Source organism: Bradyrhizobium sp. DN3 (assembly GCF_041357655.1).
GTDB lineage: Bacteria > Pseudomonadota > Alphaproteobacteria > Rhizobiales > Xanthobacteraceae > Bradyrhizobium.
The window spans coordinates 131,270-147,421 of the sequence record NZ_JAULLN010000014.1 but is presented as its reverse complement, the minus strand read 5'-3'; the positions used below and the strand labels follow the sequence as shown (position 1 = coordinate 147,421).

Here is a 16,152-nt window from a genome sequence, read left to right as displayed (position 1 = left end):
ACCTTACGTTCGCTGCGGCATGCGGGATTTGGCCAGCACGCAGTGAATGCCCTTGTTGCCGTCGACCAGCTGCGTGACCCTGAGGTCCGCAGCGATCGAGCAGAGCGTGTAGGCATCCCGCGCGCTGAGACCGCATTGTTCCCGGAGCAGCGCGATCATGTCGCGGAGCTTGCCGCTAGCGGCCTGCGCTGCTCGCGACGATCGAGGAGGGCGACGTCACGAGCTTGCCGAGCCCAAGATAGACGAGGCCCGCAACCCCGATGCCGAACAGCCAGCTCAGATCCGCGCCGCCGAGCAGGTTGATCGAGATCGGACCCTGGAGCGCGCCGACGAGGCCGTCCTCCACCAGCCATCCCGCAACGAGGCCCGCGAAGAACGCGACCATGCCGGCCCAGTTGATGTCGCCATAAGCGCTGGTCTCCGGCGAGCGATAGAGCTCGGCGACGTCGATCTTGCCTTTGCGCTTGATGAAGTAGTCCGCGAGCACGACGCCGGCCCACGGGCTCATCCACAGCAGCAGGCTAATCATCCAGTTGTCGAACGCCTTCGCAAAGGACGGCGCGAAGATGAAGTAGAGCGTGACCAGATAGCCTGCGACGCCGACGATGACGGTGAGCCAGAAGCGCGAGAATTTCAGTCCTGCGCTCAGCGCCGCCAGCGTCGCCGAGTAGACGTTGAGGATGTTGGTCGCGATCGGGCCGTGCAGCACCATCAAGAGCACGAGGATGCTGACCGGTCCGCCGAACACCGCACTGACCATTTTCGCAGGATCGGTGTCCAGCGTCGTCGAGGCGATGGTCGCGCCGAGGATGCCGAGCCAGACCGTCGGCACGAACATGCCAACATAGCTGTACCAGAACACTGATTTCGACGGCACGCTTTTCGGCACGAAGCGCGAATAGTCGGAGGCCCAGGTCACCCAGGAGATGCCCCAGCCGACGCCGATCGCGGTCATCAGCAACGTCAGCATCGCCAGATGCGCGCCCGGCGGCAGCGAGGTCGTCAAGCTCCAGTTGACGACGCCGGGTCGCGTCCACGCGAGCACGCTCATCAGCACCATGATGGCGATGGTCGGCGGCACCGTGTATTTCTCGAAGGTGCGGATCGCGTAGAAGCCGTAGATGCCGATCAGCACCTGCACGGCCATCACCAGCGTGATGACGACGATCTCGATGAACCAGGTATCGGGCACGCCGAACTGGCCGAGGATGCCCATCGACACCTTCACCGGGAAGTAGGTGTTCACGCCGATCCAGCCCAGCGTCATCAGAAACATCAGGATGCTGGGCAGGTAGGCGCCGCGGACGCCGAAGGCGGAGCGGCTCAGCACCATCTGGTTGACGCCGGTCTTGTGTCCCATCACCGTGAAGGTCGCGAAGATCGCGCATCCCACGATGTTGCCGAGCACGATGACCGCGATCGTCTCCATCAGGCCGAGTTTCAAGATGATGCCGAGCGCACCGAGCGCCCAGTTGACCGGTGCGATATTGGCGCCGGCCCAGATCCACATCTGCTGCGGGCCGGTCGAGTCCCGGTCCGCATCGGGAATTGGCTCGATGCTGTGAATATCAGCGCGAAGTTCGGAATCCGTCATGACATCCCTCAATACGAAGCACGCTTCGCATCATCGCAGCATAAATCGTGCCATTGGTTGCAGAGCGCTTGGCGCCGGGTGCGCGCCGATGCCGGCCGCGACGTGCGGATCACGGGCGGGCAAATCTGGATCGGGGTGCAGGAGCGGCAGCCGGGGCGATGATGGCATCATGCCCCTGTTTTGCCCGACGAGTCAAAGCCGTCGACGGCGTCGATTAGCCGTCAGGATTCGTCTTTGAAAACAACGGCGTTCTACTGTGCATGGGGTTGTTTTCGCAGTTTTTTAATCCGCTGCACTCCGACTGGAAAGCGGCTCGTGCCCGTGGAGGAGCCGTCCACAGCATCAAGAGCGGACCTCCGAGCTCCCCTTGCGGACCGGATTTTCTTGGTTTGGTTTGCAGGTGACGGAAAGCGCGACCCGCGCGGGCTTGTCAGCGCTCCTCATCCGCGAGACACTCTGTCGCAGAACCATTTGTTTTGCCGGAGGACTAACCTCTAGGCGGAAATCTACCGTTCGCAATGTCGAACGGCGTGCAGCGGGGCGATTCTGCGCCGCGTCGGTTGCAAGAGCCGTGGGCGTGGCCGCCCCTTCTGCTGATCCGTCCAAGAACATGAGAGCTGACTGCCGAAATTCTGACCGCTAGTCACGGAGGAGATGCCATGGCAGAGATCCGGCTGGCCTCGCTGCAGGGCGGGGCGATTACGCTTGAAAGCGATGCAATTGCTGCCCTTCGCCAAATCTTGCGAGGCAACGTCTGTCTGCCCGAGGAGCCGGGCTATGACGAAGCGCGCACGATCTGGAATGCGATGATCGATCGCCGCCCAGGCGCGGTCGTGCGCTGCAGAGGGGCCGCAGACATCATTCGCGCCGTACGGCTTGCGCGTGAGCACGGCCTCTTGGTCGCCGTGCGCGGCGGCGGCCATAACATCGCGGGCAATGCTGTTTGTGACGGGGGGCTCCTGATCGATCTTTCGCTGATGCGCTCCGTCCGGGTTGATCCATTTCACCGCACCGCGCGCGTGGACCCGGGGGCAACGCTTGGCGACTTCGACAAGGAGGCGCAAGCTTTCGGCCTTGCTACCCCGCTCGGGATCAACTCGACGACCGGCGTTGCGGGATTGACGCTGGGCGGCGGCTTCGGATGGCTTAGCCGCAAGTACGGGCTTGCCGCCGACAACCTGATCTCGGCCGACGTCGTGACGGCCGAGGGCGAGCTCGTCCGGGCAAACATCGCCGAGAAGACCGACCTGTTCTGGGCGCTGCGCGGAGGCGGAGCCAATTTCGGGGTGGTGAGTTCGTTCGAGTTCCGCCTGCATCCTGTTGGTCCGATGGTTCTGGCCGGGCTCATCGTCCATCCCTTTGCGCGGGCGAGGGAGCTGCTCGCGGGCTATCGCGATGTCGCCGCCAGGGCGCCCGACGAGCTGACGGTTTGGGTGGTGCTCAGGCAGGCGCCGCCGCTGCCGTTCTTGCCCGCCGAGGTTCACGGCAAGGAGATCGTCGCGTTCGCCGTCTGCTATGCGGGAGATGAGAACGAGGGCAAGCGCGCATTGGAGCCGTTGCGCGCGCTCGGAGAGCCGATCGCAGACGTGATCGGCATGCAGCCCTTCGCGGCTTGGCAGACCGCGTTTGACCCACTTCTCACGCCCGGCGCCTATAATTACTGGAAGTCGCACAATTTCGTTGAACTCAACGACGGTCTTCTCGATACGCTGGTGAGCCATACGACAAGCCTGCCGACCGGGGAGTGCGAGATTTTCATCGGTCAGCTTGGTGGCGCCACCAGTCGCGTGGCCGTCGACGCCACGGCGTTTCCCCACCGCGATGCGAAGTTTGTCATGAACGTTCACACGCGATGGCGCGATCCGGCGGATGAGCAACGTTCGATCGCCTGGGCGCGCAGGCTCTTCACTGAGACCGCGCCTTACGCAACCGGCGGCGTCTACGTCAACTTCATGCCGGAGGACGAGACCGATCGCGTAGCCGGCGCCTACGGCCCGAACTACGCTCGTCTTGCCGCGCTGAAGGCCAAGTACGATCCTGGCAACCTGTTCCGGCTAAACCAGAACGTCAGGCCGGCCGCTGCACAGCGACCGGCCGCCTGACAAGAGGAGGAGGGGATCCGTAATCGAGGGGGCTACGGAGACGAAGTTGGACATCGGAGAATGGCTGCGCAGCCTGGGCCTGCAATCCTACGAGCAGACGTTCCGCGACAACGGAATTGACCTTGAGATCCTGCCCCGCCTGACGGTTGAAGATCTCAAGGAGATTGGAGTCCTGGCTGTCGGCCACCGGCGGAAGCTTCTCGATGCAATCGACCTGCTACCAGCGGACCTGGCGGCGGCGCGGTCCCCCGCGTCGGTGGAGCGCCGTCAGCTCACGCTCATGTTCGTCGACCTCGTCGGCTCGACCGACCTCAGCCGCCGTCTCGATCCCGAGGAGCTGCGCGAGGTCATGCGGGCCTACTCGAACACGGTGGCGGGAGAGATTGCGCGACTGGAGGGCCACGTCGCGAAGTTTCTGGGAGACGGAGTGCAGGCCTATTTCGGCTGGCCGCGCGCAAGCGAAGATGCGGCAGAGCAAGCTGTCCGGGCGGGACTTGCGGTCGCAACAGCGGTCAGCGGCATGTCGTCGGGCGCAGGAGGCCTGCTGGCAGCACGCGTCGGCATCGCCACCGGGCTTGTCGTGGTGGGCGATCTGCTCGGGGAAGGTGCTGCGAAGGAGGAAGCAATCACTGGGGAAACGCCTAATCTCGCGGCCCGTCTGCAACAGGTTGCGGAGCCTGGTACGGTCGTTATCGCCGACAGCACGCGCCGCCTGGTCGGCGATCTCTTCGAATTTGTTGAGCTCGGTTCCCTTCGGCTCAAGGGCTTTGCCGAACCGGTGCAAGCTTGGAGTGTCACCGGCGAAGGCCGGGCAGAAAGCAGGTTCGAGGCCTTGCACGGAGCCCACGTCACGCCACTCGTCGGGCGCAGCGAGGAGCTCGATTTGACGCTGTCGCGGTGGCAGCTTGCCAAAGGAGGGGCTGGACAGGTCGCCTTGATTTTTGGCGAGCCGGGAATCGGAAAATCACGATTGGTGCTCGCGCTGCGCGAACGGCTACAGGCCGAACAAATCACGCTCGTTAGCTACGCCTGTTCGCCGCATCACCTAAACAGCCCGCTCTTTCCCTTCATCTCGCAGCTTGAGAGGGAGGCGCGGTTCGCACCTGAGGATACCGCGGAAACACGGCTCAAGCGCCTCGAATTGCTCCTCGGCGAAAACGGCGAAGGGCTGTCCAGTGATGCAATCCAGCTTCTTGCCGATCTGCTCGGCATTCCAACTGAGAGGCCGAGCACCCAGCCAGAGATGTCGCCGCAGCAAAGGAAGGCGCTCCTGTTCCGCACATTTCTGGCCCGACTCGATCGACTTGCCGCTCGCGGCCCGGTGCTGATGGTGCTTGAAGATGCGCACTGGCTCGATCCCACCTCGCGCGAGTTGTTCGACCAGATCGTGGATCGTCTTCAGGACCTGCCAGTGCTGGTCGTGGCCACATTCCGCCCGGAACTCCCGCCACCATGGATCGGGTTTCCGCACGTCACGTTGCTCATGCTAAACCGCCTGCCACAGGCGCAGGTGGTTGTACTCGTTGACCGGATCACCGAAGGCAAAGCGCTTCCCGCCGAGGTCCTCGACCAGATTCTGGCGCGGACCGAGGGTGTGCCGCTCTTTACCGAGGAGCTCACGAAGGCCGTGCTTGAAGCCGGGATCCTCCGCTACACCGGCGCTCGCTACGTCCTCGCCGGCGCGTTCCCGTCCTTGGCGATCCCAGCGACGCTGCACGATTCGTTGATGTCGCGGCTTGACCGTCTTGCTCCAGTCAAGGAGGTCGCCCAGATCGGAGCCTGTATCGGCCGCGAGTTCGATCACGAATTGCTTGCTGCGGTCGTGTCGATGCCAGCAGGAGAGCTCACCGCGGCACTTGATCGCCTGGTAGCGGCAGAGCTCGTTTTCCGGCGCGGCCTCGCGCCTGCCGCGACCTATGTCTTCAAGCACGCCCTGGTGCGCGATGCCGCCTACGAAAGCCTGCTCAAGCGGCGCCGCCAGGAGCTGCACGCGCGGATTGCCACATCGATCGAAGCGCTCTTTCCGCAACTTGTCGAAGCACAGCCGGAGCTCGTCGCTCGTCACTTTGGCGAGGCGGGATTGGCCGAGAAGGCCATTCCATACTGGCTGAGGGCCGGCCGCCTCGCAGCCGCCCGATCGGCGAATATGGAGGCAATTGCCCATCTGAGATCGGGGCTCGAGTGCGCCAAAGCACTTCCTCCTGGAGCATCACGCTCGCGCTTCGAGCTTGCCCTGCAGCTTGGGCTTGGCGGCCCGCTGATTGCAACAAAAGGATTTGCTTCACGCGAGGCAGAAGCGGCGTTCCAGCGCGCACAGGAGCTCAGCCGCGAGCTGCAGAGCGAGGTTGATCTCTCCGCCGCGTTGAAGGGGCTCGGCCACGTCTATCACGTGCGCGCCAACCTGCGCGAGGTCACAAGCCTCGTTGAGGAGACGGAGGCGCTCGCGAAACGAAGCGGTGATCCCGTACGTCAAGCCGAAGCCGATCATCTTGCGGGAGTGCTCTCGTTCCACCTCGGCCAGTTTCAACTCTCGCGCGACCGGTTCGAGAGAAGCGCACAAGCCGGCGAATACCGCGGCCGCTATTATTCCGAGGTCTACGGAATTGATATGAGCGTATTCTGCCGCGCCTACATGAGTCATTGCGATTGGCATCTCGGCTATCCTGTTCGTAGCCTTGGGATTGCTGAGAAAGGGCTCGCCGTCGCGCGTGAGATTTCACATCCATTCAGCATCGCGCTCGCGCTCAACTATCTGGCGATGCTGTATCAGTTCAGGCAAGAGCCCGATGCCGCGCTGAAAGCCGCCGCAGAGTCACGCGACATCTGCGCCGAGTACCGCTTCGACTACTATGGTGCATGGGCCAGCCTCGTTCGCGCCTGGGCGATCGCTGAATCCGGCAGGCTTGAGGAAGGTCTTGCGGACTTTGATGCTGGGCTTGAGGATCTCCGGCGAACCAGCGCGGGACTACGCATTCCGCACCATCTTGGCTTGCTCGCGGCGCTTCATCGCAAGGCTGGAAACGCCATGGCTGGGCTTCGCGTCATCGACGAAGCGGTGGCAATTGCGGACGCAAGTCTCGAGAGCTGGTGCGCCGTCGAGCTTCACCGGGGGCGCGGTGAACTGCTGTTGCTGGCAGGCGGGGAGGAGGCCGAAAATCAAGCGGATGCGGAGTTCGAGGCCGCGATTGAAATTGCCGCTGCCCAGGGAGCAAGGCTGCCCGAGCTTCGCGCAAGCGTTGCGCGCGCCAGACTCCAGGCGGCACGCGGCATGCGGCGAGAGGCGCGCGACGCTCTTGTGCCGATCTACAGCTGGTTCAGCGAGGGCTTGGAAACACGCGATCTCGTGGAAGCTCGCAAGTTGCTGGCAGACCTGTGACGAAGTTACCGCAATAGCGACCCATCTCCCCGTCCATCGTTCGGTAATGCGGTGATCAATTCGGTAAGGGTTGTGCGCTGACCTGGGTTGAGCAGCAATCGGGGAAGATTTCATCCCCCGGCTGTCGCTCGGCGAGATGACAAAACGGGCTTTCCGCATGGCCTGGAGCCGGACCGGCCCACCCAGGCAGATGCCGGGCAACCTTCCGCGCTTAATGAGCGCTTAACGCTTTTGCGCAACAGATAGATCACCAGCGCGGAATTAGTCCTAGTTACGATTGCGAGCCGAGCTCCCGAGGAGGGGAATCGGATGGGACTGCTTTTTGTTGGAGTGCTGGCAGGAATTCTGGTCGGCTTTGGCTGGTTCGCGCCGTCCCGAGGATATTTCCTTGGGTGTGCGGCGCGACCCTGTTTCGACAGGGTTGCAGTCGCCCGACCCGCAGAGCCAACGCCGGCGGCATTGGCGCCAACTCCTGCGATTGTCAAATCGAATTCTGCAACCTCGGCAAAGTCCGGCAAGAGGCCATCCCCGAAGAAACGCGGATCGGCCGATCTCGCCAAGGCGGCCGCCCCGCACGCGAGGATCAGCGTCCCGGCGCCCGAACGCCCGGCGGAAAGATCAGATACTGTCCTGGACAGGGCAAAGGTCACGATCGCATCGAAGATGGACGATCCAGGATCGGCCGAGTTCAGCGACATGAAGCGCGCAATGCGATTGAACATGTTTGGGCGCGCTGTGGATACGATTTGCGGTCGTGTGAAAGGAAGAAATGCGTCAGGTGGCGAGACTGGAGAGAGACCGTTTCTGTATCTCGTGAAGGAGAATGAAGCATATGTCGTCGACGGCAAGTCGGGGTCGGCGGCGTCAACCGCGTATCGAAATATCTGCAATTAAGGGGATGCGTCGACCGCGCCACGGCGCGGCACGCGTCCATGTGATTTGAGCGGAAAGAATTTCCACCCGGGCGTCAGACTATCCCGCAGTGGATACGATCCTAATGTTGGCGCCGCGCGTGACGATGCATTCAGGATGAATGCCGCAACGGGAATACGCAGCACGGATCGTGGGACTGTGGCAGAGATTCTTTTCATTCCGAGGAAATCATGGATGACCTAACCAACTTCTCAAAACGGCTCAATGGATCGCTTCACTTGCCGGTTCTGGTGATCATCGAGCCGCTCCTGTTGCCTCGCACATGCATTCTGAACGTCTTCAGGCGGGAATTGGCCGAATTCGAGATCCTTGACATGGCAACGGTCCAAAGTCTGGACAGCGCGTCAGCTCGCGATGTTCGTTTGGTGTTGCTGAGTATCGCGGACAAGCCCATCGGCGATCCCTCGGTTGAGGACGATCTCGCCTTCGTCGCGGAGTGCTGTCCCAACGCGGCCGTTGCAATCCTGTCAAACCATGACGACGAGCCGACCGCGCAGGCCGCGATGCAGCGGGGTGTGCGCGGTTTTCTCCCCACCTCGCTGCCAATAGAGGTCGTCATCGCCGGCCTGCGCCTTGTTCTTGTCGGAGGCTGCTACAGGCCGTTGCCCGTCGCTGGAATAAACAGGATACCGGGTTTCGAGCCACCGGATGCGCGTCGGTTCGCGTCCGCATATCTGACGAACGAAGCAGCCAGGGCGGCTATCGACAGGAGCTTGACCGATTTCACGCCTCGAGAGCAGCAGGTTCTGGCGGAACTGGAGCTCGGCCTGCCCAACAAGCTGATCGCCGCCAAAATGAACCTCTCGGAAAGCACCGTTAAAATGCACATTCAGCATATCATGAGGAAATGTGCCGCTCACAATCGCACGGAAGCGGTCCTCCGCTGGCGCGGCCGGTTGCCCGCGCAGAGTCGCGATCACGATCCGGGCGCAGCCTCAACGCCGGAGACCTAGTCACGGGGAGCTGGATCAATCCTCTCTGAATGCACCGCGGAAGCTGTCGAGCAGGGGGCTCAGCGCATAAAGTGCAACGGTGCCGCGCCCCGTGGTGATGAACACTTGAACGGGCATGCCGGGAACGATCTGGACGCCATTTGCAGCCATCTGTGCGTCGTCGATCCGAATCCTGGTCGCGTAGTATGGCTGGTCGGTACGCTTGTCGAGAAGCCGGTCAGCGGATACGTGCACGACGGTTCCCTTCAGACGCGGTACGCGACGCTGATTGTACGGTAGGAGATGCACTTCGGCATTAAGACCGGGATGAACCACGTCAATGTCCTCCGGTCGCAGGCGGGCGGTCACGATGAGGCGGTCTTGCCGCGGCACGAGGTCCATGAGCGGAGCACCAGCCCCGATGACGCCGCCGGTCGTATGAATCCGCAGGTCAGTTATCACGCCGTCCTCGGGCGCCTTGACCTCCGTTCGGGTTAGTTGGTCCCTGGCCGCAAGCAACCGTTCGCGGAGTTGGAATATCTGGTTCTGTGCTTCGCGAAGCGATTGTGCGATCTCGTTCTGCCTTTCGCTCTCGAGCTTGAACAAATTTGCCTGCGACTCGTTGATGACCTGCTCGGCGCGGGAAATCTGCGCCGCGATCTCACCACGACGTCCCTCAACGTCGGCCAGTTCACGCTGCAGATTCAGAAGCCGTGGCCGCCGTTCGAGTCCTTTGTTGACGAGGGTCGTGACCATATCGAGTTCTTCCCGGACGATGTCGCTTCGCTGCCCGGTGGCGCTCTCCTGAGCCTTGAGACCTTCGATCTCCTTCTCGACCTGATGCCTCCGCTCGCGAATGACCGCAAGCTGCGACTCGTGAACCTGCCGGCGTGCCTGGAAAATGAACTGCTGCGCCGACAGCGCAGCGGCCGCCGCTCCATTCTGTTGGCTGTCCTGGTCCAGCGTGCTCGGGACTGCGATCCTCTCAAATCTCTGCTGCTCGGCCTGAAGCCGCGCGGCACGAGCAATTGCATCCCACAACTGGCCCTGAAGACTTTGCACCTCCGAATCGGCGCGGGTGTCGTCCAGCGTGATCAGTGTTTGCCCGCTTCGCACGACATCGCCGTCGGAAACCAAGATGCTCCTGACGATACCGCCTTCCAGATGCTGGATCGTCTTGCGGTTCGATTCCGATTCCACGACGCCAGACGCGATTGCGGCGCTCTCAAGTGGCGCGAAGCTCGCCCATGTGCCAAGCCCAAGCATGAAGCCGAGCACCAGCAGATTGCCCGCGAGGGTGATCCCGCGAAGCCTGGCGCGCGGAGAGACCGGTGTGGGGGTCGAGCACCATGGAAATTCGAGAGGCTCGAAATCGTCGATTGCGGTAACAACGCCTCCAAGTCGCCCGGCGAGCGGGGGGCGTACGGGTGTTCGCGTGATCTGGCCCCAGATCATGGGAAGTTGCCAGACCGCGGGAAGCTTCCAGCTTGTGGGAAAATGCCAGATCATGGCGCAACTTGCGACGTAACCTGGGGCCGAGCCAGGTGCCGTTCAAAGATTTCCTCGCTGTCGCCGAACGCGACGACCGCACCGTCTTCCATGATGGCGATCTTGTCCGTGGCTGCGAGGAGACCCATCCGGTGAGTGACGACGACCAGGACGACATTTTCGCGCTTCATGCGCTCGATGGCATCCAGCAGCATTCGCTCGCCCCCGTAGTCGAGGCTGGCGTTCGGCTCGTCTAGAACAACGAGACGCGGACTGCCGAAAAAGGCTCGGGCCAGACCGAGGCGCTGCCGATATCCGCGCGAGAATGATTTTTCACTGTGAACCACCGTGTCGTACCCGAGCGGTAGGCGCATGATCGCCTCATGGATTCCGACGAGCTTGGCCGCATCGACCACCTTCCGCCGATCGGCATCATCAAGCCGTGCGATGATGTCGTTTATGGTGTCGCCGAGCAGATTGATGTCCTGGGGGAGATATCCGAGACGGTGGCCGCTTCGTTGCTCGCGAAGCAGCGAGACGTCGGTATTGTCGAGGCGGACACCGCCTTGCGTTGGCATCGACAGCCCGGCGATCACTTGGCCAAGCAGGGACTTGCCAGAACCGGACGGACCGATAATGCCAAGGCACTCTCCGGGCGCGAGGCTGAACGAGACATCTTTCAGCAGAAAGTGGTCGGGCCCCGGTAGCTTTACGCCAACGTTATCGACGAGGAGACCGCTCCGCGCTGGTTGCGGCGAGATCTCCGTATCCTGCTGCTCGGTGGAGGGGAATGCGGCGAGAAGAGCGCCGAGCCGCTGACAGGCACTCACGGCCGTAACAAGCGATTTCCAGCCTGCGATTGCACTCTCGACTGGCGCGAGCGCCCGGCTGAACATCAGCGTAGAGGCAAAGATGATCGCCGGACTTTTCCCGTGATCAAGGACGAGCCAGGCGGCTGCTCCCATGATCAGGACTTGCGACAACGCGCGGACCGGTTTGGTGGCCAGCATCACGATTTCGCCTCGCCGGAGTGCCTGATCGTGCTCTCTGCGGGCGTCCTGCGCGTCGTGGTAGATCGTTCGCGCTGCGCTATCGAACATTCCCATGGCGCGGATCATGTGGACGTTGCTGGCGGCAGCCTGAAGGCGGCCGTAGCTTCTGGACAGCGCGGCGTTGGATTTGAGCAGAACGTCCTCGGTCACCAGATCTCCGGCAACCGTGAGAGCGAACAGGAAGGCCACGCAGCAGGCGCCCACCACGCCAAGCAGGGGATGGATCAGAAAGAGGACCAGGAGGAACAGGGGCGCCCAGAGCGCGTCGAACAGCATCGGACATGCGCCGGACTCCACGAACTGGCGCAGGACCGTGAGATCCCGATATGCGTCCGACGCCCGCGTCCAATCGCTGCGAAGCGCGGATTCGAGGCTGGCCGAAAGCACGCAAGGACGAAGCCGACCGTCGAGCCAGGAGCCAAGGCGGCCCAGGACGGCACGCCGCAACGCATCGAACACACCGCCGACCATGACCGTGATCGCGACAATGAGCGTGAGCAGAAGCAGCGTGTCGGCACTCCGGCTCGACAAAACCCTGTCGTAGATTTGAAGAAGGTAGATGGGGGGCGCAAAAAGAAGCAAATTGTAGCTGCAGCTATATGCGAATACGAGACCAAGCGGCCCCGCGCAGGACCAGAGGGCCGCGTGCAGCGGCGTCCGGATTGGCGGCAGGATGGGCAATCGAGTGGGCGGCACCAGCATGATCGTCACCGCCTGAAATCGAGGTCCGGCGCACTTGCCCGACGGCCAATGCAATCTGGCAACGGCATCACGGGAGCATTGACGTGAAATCCAGGACCGGCGGCAGTGGCCGCCGGTCCCGCCAGTCGGACGAGCCGCTGGTCAGAGCGTATCGAGGTGGAAGGTCACTCCTCCACCCCACGCGAAGTTGCCGTCTCCACCATCGCCGCCGATGCCAGCCACGACTTCCTGGTGCTGGTCCACAATGAGCTTGTTGATCTGGGTGGCATCCGTATTGGCGTATACCTTGGAGGTATCGTGGCCGCTGTAGGATTTCTGGCTTCCGTTCGACTCGGCGTCTCCGCCATGGGCCTTGGAAAACCATGAGGCCTTGGTGCTTGCACCCCCAGCGTCCCAATCCGCCGTCTGTTTGACGTGATCGCCGGTGTTCACATGCACATCGGCACCGTCGGCTTTGTTGGTTGGATCGAAGTTGAGAGTCGGCTTGCTGATGATGGCTCCCTTGAAAGTACCGTCGCCGCCATTTCCGGCACTTTGACCACCGGTGTTGATCGATTTGAAGTCGATCGTATCCGTGATGTTGATTGCCTTTGGCATCATTTGAGGCCTCCGTCGTTCTGTTGGCTGTCGTGCAACATCCATCCCGATCAGGCGGACGCGCGCGGCAAGTCTGATCCGCCCGTGCGCGAGTGCGATAGATGTCAAATCGAATACAATCCGGCTTTGTCGGCCTACGTACGAAAGTACGCCATCCGTCAGGCGAGGGGGCCTCTACGTGGGGCTTTGCAGGCGAGGAGTGGCAACTGCACGTGCCGCCATGCAATCGATCATGCAAGCGGTACGAAGTGTCGCTATGCCACCAGGTGAAGATCTGACAAGAGATGCGCGGCATCGTCAGCTAGCGCAAGATTGCCGTAGCCGCCGTCCCCGCCAACTCCGGCGATCTGAACCGCACTCTGGTCGATGTGCACGTTGTTGACCTGATCGGCCACGGCCGTCGAATGTGGACCTGCGATGGCTATATTGATGGGCGCATAGATCGCGACGCTGACATCGATCAGACTGCCGGCAAAATAGCCGTTGCCGCCATTGCCTGCGCTGTTCGAACCGGTCGCGACCGTATCGGAGCCGCCCCACAGATTATGGGAGAGAAGGTTTGCATGGCCGCCCGCTGCGGCGTTGTCGTTGCCGCCGTGTCCGCCAATGCCGGCGATCTGAACCGCGGATTGATCCACGGAAACATCATTTGTCTGGACCGCGTAGGCGCCGGAGCCATAGCCCGCGATCGCGATGTTGATCGGGTTGTACAGCACGAACGAGGTATGGACGAGTTCCCCGTAAAACGCGCCGTCCCCGCCATTGCCGGCCTGGCTCCCGCCGGTTTGAACGTCCCAGGCGCTCACTCCGGTGCTTGATCCCCAGCTAGGGTCGAGCGTGAGGATGCTACCGCCGGCCGCCACATTGCCATGTCCGCCATTTCCGCCGACGCCCGCGATCTGCGAGACCGATTGATCGATGTCGACCGTGTTCGATTGACTTGCATGAGCAGAGCCGCCCGAGTTCGCCAACGCAATGTTGATCGGATGATAGATCACCACAGGAACGTCCACCAACGCACCCGAGAAATAGCCGCTGCCGCCGTTACCGGCACTGTTGTCGCCGCTGGCGATCACATTCGTCCCCGAGGAAGTACTGACGCTCCCTCCCGATGCAACGTTTTCACTGCCACCATGTCCGCCGCCGCCGGCCATCTGAAAGGCGGATTGGTCGACATTCAAATTGTTGGACTGGTTGGCCAGAGCGACCGAACCGTATCCTGAACTCACCGAGATGTTGATCGGCTCATAGATCAGCAAAGACGCGTGAACGATGCCGCCGTAGAAGTAGCCGTCTCCGCCGTTCCCAGCCGTGTTCGTTCCGCTCTCGACCGTGGCGGCGCCCATCCCGAAATGGCCTGCGCCCGAAGCCGACTCGGTGGCCCAAGGATTCTGGCCCGCCGCGGTGTGGTGGCCGAAGTGCCCCACCGATGTGGTGAGATGTTCGAATTGAATTGGGCCAGAGTCATGGGGCAGGGCATGAGCGGCTCCATGGCCCGCAATCGGGCTTGGACTATGGACCTTGACGCCACTGTCGATCAGGTGCGGGACACGCGGTGCCGGACCGGAGTCGTCGTCACCATCGTAGCCATGGTGGTGATGGGAGGCGTGATGCAGCCGGATTCCATCCGACAGTCGTGAAAAATCCATTGTAACCTCCCTCATCGCAATCGCTCCGCGCAATCGGAGGGATTCTGCAGTCCGGACGGAATGTCATCCTGGGAAGATCGAAAGCCCAGTCGTCAGTTCGGATATAGCGCTTCGGGTGACAGCCGTTACATCGGCTACATCCGTTCGAGTGGGCCGCTCTTGGGGCGCAGAGCGGACTAAGTTTGATGTGGCGCGCGAGGTGCTGACGTGCAGCAACGCGGATTGAGCGACTGGACACCGCTGCACTATGCCGCAAGCGCGGGATGATGACGAGGTAGTCGAGCTTCTGCTGGCTGACGGTGCGGATATCGATGAGCGAGCTCGAATCGATGATTGCGTCACCCTAGTACAACTGGCGAAATCATGTGGCTGCAACGCAGCGATCAGGGCCTTCAGAAGGATCGCGCCTGAGCCTCGTGGGTAGGTGTACCGCTTCGCGCCCTTGCACGTCGATCGTCCTTGCGAAACTGCTCCAGGCGTGCCGGCCGAGTACTTCCTCGCAGCGTCCTCGCGATTGTGGGAGCCTGACACATCGGCGTGGCACGCAAATTAAATGCCGCCGCACAACAGGCGGTCTTTCTCCAATATTCCGATTATTATCTCTCGGACGTGCCCCGTATTATTCCGGAGAACGCTTCCGGCTCTCTGCCAACAGTCTGACCGGAAGGGAGGGGGTAGCTATCGTATTCGTATCACGGGAGTTTCTGTTCGTCCTAGGCGCGATCCAACGATGATTCGCTTTGGCGATAAAATTCAAATTGGTTAATTTAAGGACAATTTTATTTTAAATATTGACTGGGGCGGATATTTAATGAAGAGTTTATCGGTGGCGGCTGGGATTTAAAAGCCGCAGCCGCTAAAAGTTGCCGAGGTGTCTACAAATCCATGTTGAAAGAAGGGGTTTCTCCTATGTTGAAGTATTACGTCGAGACCAAGGAAGCGTTGAAGCGTCTGCGGACGGACCAGGATGGCGTGGTGTCGTTCGAGTACATCATCGTCGCGGTTTGTATCATTGGCGCAGTGTCGGCGGTGTTCGGTGTTGGGGCTGGTGGTGCGATCGGGACGGCGCTGACAGGCGGGATTACCGCCATCACCACCGCTTTCACTGCGGCAGTTTGATTCTACCAACTGACGCCAGAGGGGGGCATTGGAACGTGTCCCCCTCCTGAATGGGCTCCCTTGATTTTAGTGTGCCTACCACCTCCTTGAGGCATGCATTCCTATGGGCTGGGTTTACATAGTCTCAATACTGGAAATCTTGTTGTTGCTGTACGTCGCAACGCTCGATGTCGCGACCCGCTTGATCAGAAATGACGTCTGTCTGGTGCTGGCGCTCCTCGGGATTGCTGGGCAACTTGCTAGCCCGATGCAACTGATCGAATCCCTGACTGCCGCGACGATCCTGTTCTTGTTGCTTTTCATGATTTTCCAGCGGAGGTGGATTGGCGGGGGCGACGTCAAATTGCTGGTAGCTTTGGCCATTGGTCTGCCGCCGACAGCGTTGATGCAGTTGGTGACCGTAACCTCGTTGGCCGGCGGCGTGCTGGCCCTGGTGCATCTGATGATGCGCGTCCTGCCATATCCGAAGCTGGCGCCAGTCGGATCATCGCTCGCACGCCGAGTCTACGCGATCGAGCGCTGGCGCCACGTGCGACACGCGCCGCTCCCTTACGGCGTGGCCATAGCGTGCGGTGGCATCTGGGCCATCTTGAGCAAAGGATTGTGAC

At 61.6% G+C, this 16,152-nt stretch carries 12 protein-coding genes and 1 pseudogene; 6 read left to right on the top strand and 7 right to left on the bottom strand.

Annotated features, from left to right (window positions below):
* Positions 1–3 precede the first annotated feature (3 nt).
* Together AAE027_RS21525 and AAE027_RS21520 are read right to left on the bottom strand one after the other, a co-directional pair.
* A pseudogene (locus tag AAE027_RS21525) lies at positions 4–183 on the bottom strand (acetamidase/formamidase family protein); the annotation flags it as partial.
* Positions 176–1,594: a cytosine permease gene (locus tag AAE027_RS21520; RefSeq protein WP_370986594.1), complete on the bottom strand. Its 1,419-nt coding sequence runs from the start codon at positions 1,592–1,594 to the stop codon at positions 176–178. The gene AAE027_RS21520 and the pseudogene AAE027_RS21525, both read right to left, overlap by 8 nt.
* A 659-nt stretch (positions 1,595–2,253) precedes the next feature.
* Between AAE027_RS21520 and AAE027_RS21515 the strand changes: the two genes are divergently transcribed.
* From AAE027_RS21515 to AAE027_RS21500, 4 genes are all read left to right on the top strand, one after another.
* Positions 2,254–3,696, top strand: a complete 1,443-nt coding sequence (locus tag AAE027_RS21515; RefSeq protein ID WP_370986595.1) for an FAD-binding oxidoreductase — start codon at positions 2,254–2,256, stop codon at positions 3,694–3,696.
* A 46-nt stretch (positions 3,697–3,742) separates the two neighbouring features.
* Positions 3,743–7,072, top strand: coding sequence for an adenylate/guanylate cyclase domain-containing protein (locus AAE027_RS21510; RefSeq protein ID WP_370986596.1), 3,330 nt, complete (start codon positions 3,743–3,745; stop codon positions 7,070–7,072).
* Between the two features lie 309 nt (positions 7,073–7,381).
* Complete coding sequence (locus AAE027_RS21505; RefSeq protein WP_370986597.1) at positions 7,382–7,966, top strand: hypothetical protein; 585 nt, start codon at positions 7,382–7,384, stop codon at positions 7,964–7,966.
* A 209-nt stretch (positions 7,967–8,175) separates the two neighbouring features.
* Positions 8,176–8,958, top strand: coding sequence for a LuxR family transcriptional regulator (locus AAE027_RS21500; protein ID WP_370986598.1), 783 nt, complete (start codon positions 8,176–8,178; stop codon positions 8,956–8,958).
* A gap of 15 nt (positions 8,959–8,973) precedes the next feature.
* Here the strand turns inward: AAE027_RS21500 and AAE027_RS21495 are convergent, their stop codons facing one another.
* The 5 genes from AAE027_RS21495 to AAE027_RS21475 all read right to left on the bottom strand — a co-directional run bounded on the left by AAE027_RS21495 (position 8,974) and on the right by AAE027_RS21475 (position 14,990).
* On the bottom strand, positions 8,974–10,446 hold the full coding sequence (locus AAE027_RS21495) for an HlyD family type I secretion periplasmic adaptor subunit (protein WP_370986599.1): 1,473 nt from the start codon (positions 10,444–10,446) through the stop codon (positions 8,974–8,976).
* Positions 10,443–12,179 (bottom strand): type I secretion system permease/ATPase, encoded by a 1,737-nt coding sequence (locus tag AAE027_RS21490; protein WP_370986600.1) that lies wholly within the window; start codon positions 12,177–12,179, stop codon positions 10,443–10,445. The genes AAE027_RS21495 and AAE027_RS21490 overlap by 4 nt, the downstream gene beginning before the upstream one ends.
* A 141-nt stretch (positions 12,180–12,320) precedes the next feature.
* Positions 12,321–12,779 carry a hypothetical protein gene (locus AAE027_RS21485; protein WP_370986601.1) on the bottom strand — a complete coding sequence of 153 codons (459 nt, stop codon included), beginning with the start codon at positions 12,777–12,779 and terminating at the stop codon, positions 12,321–12,323.
* 251 nt (positions 12,780–13,030) lie between these two features.
* A complete protein-coding gene (locus AAE027_RS21480) occupies positions 13,031–14,425 on the bottom strand; it encodes a hypothetical protein (RefSeq protein ID WP_370986602.1) in 1,395 nt (464 codons plus the stop codon).
* 361 nt (positions 14,426–14,786) lie between these two features.
* Complete coding sequence (locus AAE027_RS21475; protein WP_370986603.1) at positions 14,787–14,990, bottom strand: hypothetical protein; 204 nt, start codon at positions 14,988–14,990, stop codon at positions 14,787–14,789.
* Between the two features lie 344 nt (positions 14,991–15,334).
* On the opposite strand from AAE027_RS21475, the gene AAE027_RS21470 reads away from it, so the two are divergent.
* Complete coding sequence (locus tag AAE027_RS21470) at positions 15,335–15,544, top strand: hypothetical protein (protein ID WP_370986604.1); 210 nt, start codon at positions 15,335–15,337, stop codon at positions 15,542–15,544.
* A gap of 103 nt (positions 15,545–15,647) precedes the next feature.
* Positions 15,648–16,151: an A24 family peptidase gene (locus tag AAE027_RS21465; RefSeq protein ID WP_370986605.1), complete on the top strand. Its 504-nt coding sequence runs from the start codon at positions 15,648–15,650 to the stop codon at positions 16,149–16,151.
* Position 16,152: the final 1 nt, after the last annotated feature.

Bases quoted from the DNA above. Each gene is read 5' to 3' on its own strand.
- AAE027_RS21515 (WP_370986595.1), top strand. From the start codon at position 2,254: ATGGCAGAGATCCGGCTGGCCTCGCTGCAGGGCGGGGCGATTACGCTT.
- AAE027_RS21470 (WP_370986604.1), top strand. From the start codon at position 15,335: ATGTTGAAGTATTACGTCGAGACCAAGGAAGCGTTGAAGCGTCTGCGG.
- AAE027_RS21465 (WP_370986605.1), top strand. From the start codon at position 15,648: ATGGGCTGGGTTTACATAGTCTCAATACTGGAAATCTTGTTGTTGCTG.
- AAE027_RS21520 (WP_370986594.1), bottom strand. From the start codon at position 1,594: ATGACGGATTCCGAACTTCGCGCTGATATTCACAGCATCGAGCCAATT.
- AAE027_RS21500 (WP_370986598.1), top strand. From the start codon at position 8,176: ATGGATGACCTAACCAACTTCTCAAAACGGCTCAATGGATCGCTTCAC.
- AAE027_RS21490 (WP_370986600.1), bottom strand. From the start codon at position 12,179: ATGCTGGTGCCGCCCACTCGATTGCCCATCCTGCCGCCAATCCGGACG.
- AAE027_RS21480 (WP_370986602.1), bottom strand. From the start codon at position 14,425: ATGGATTTTTCACGACTGTCGGATGGAATCCGGCTGCATCACGCCTCC.
- AAE027_RS21485 (WP_370986601.1), bottom strand. From the start codon at position 12,779: ATGATGCCAAAGGCAATCAACATCACGGATACGATCGACTTCAAATCG.
- AAE027_RS21505 (WP_370986597.1), top strand. From the start codon at position 7,382: ATGGGACTGCTTTTTGTTGGAGTGCTGGCAGGAATTCTGGTCGGCTTT.
- AAE027_RS21495 (WP_370986599.1), bottom strand. From the start codon at position 10,446: ATGATCTGGCATTTTCCCACAAGCTGGAAGCTTCCCGCGGTCTGGCAA.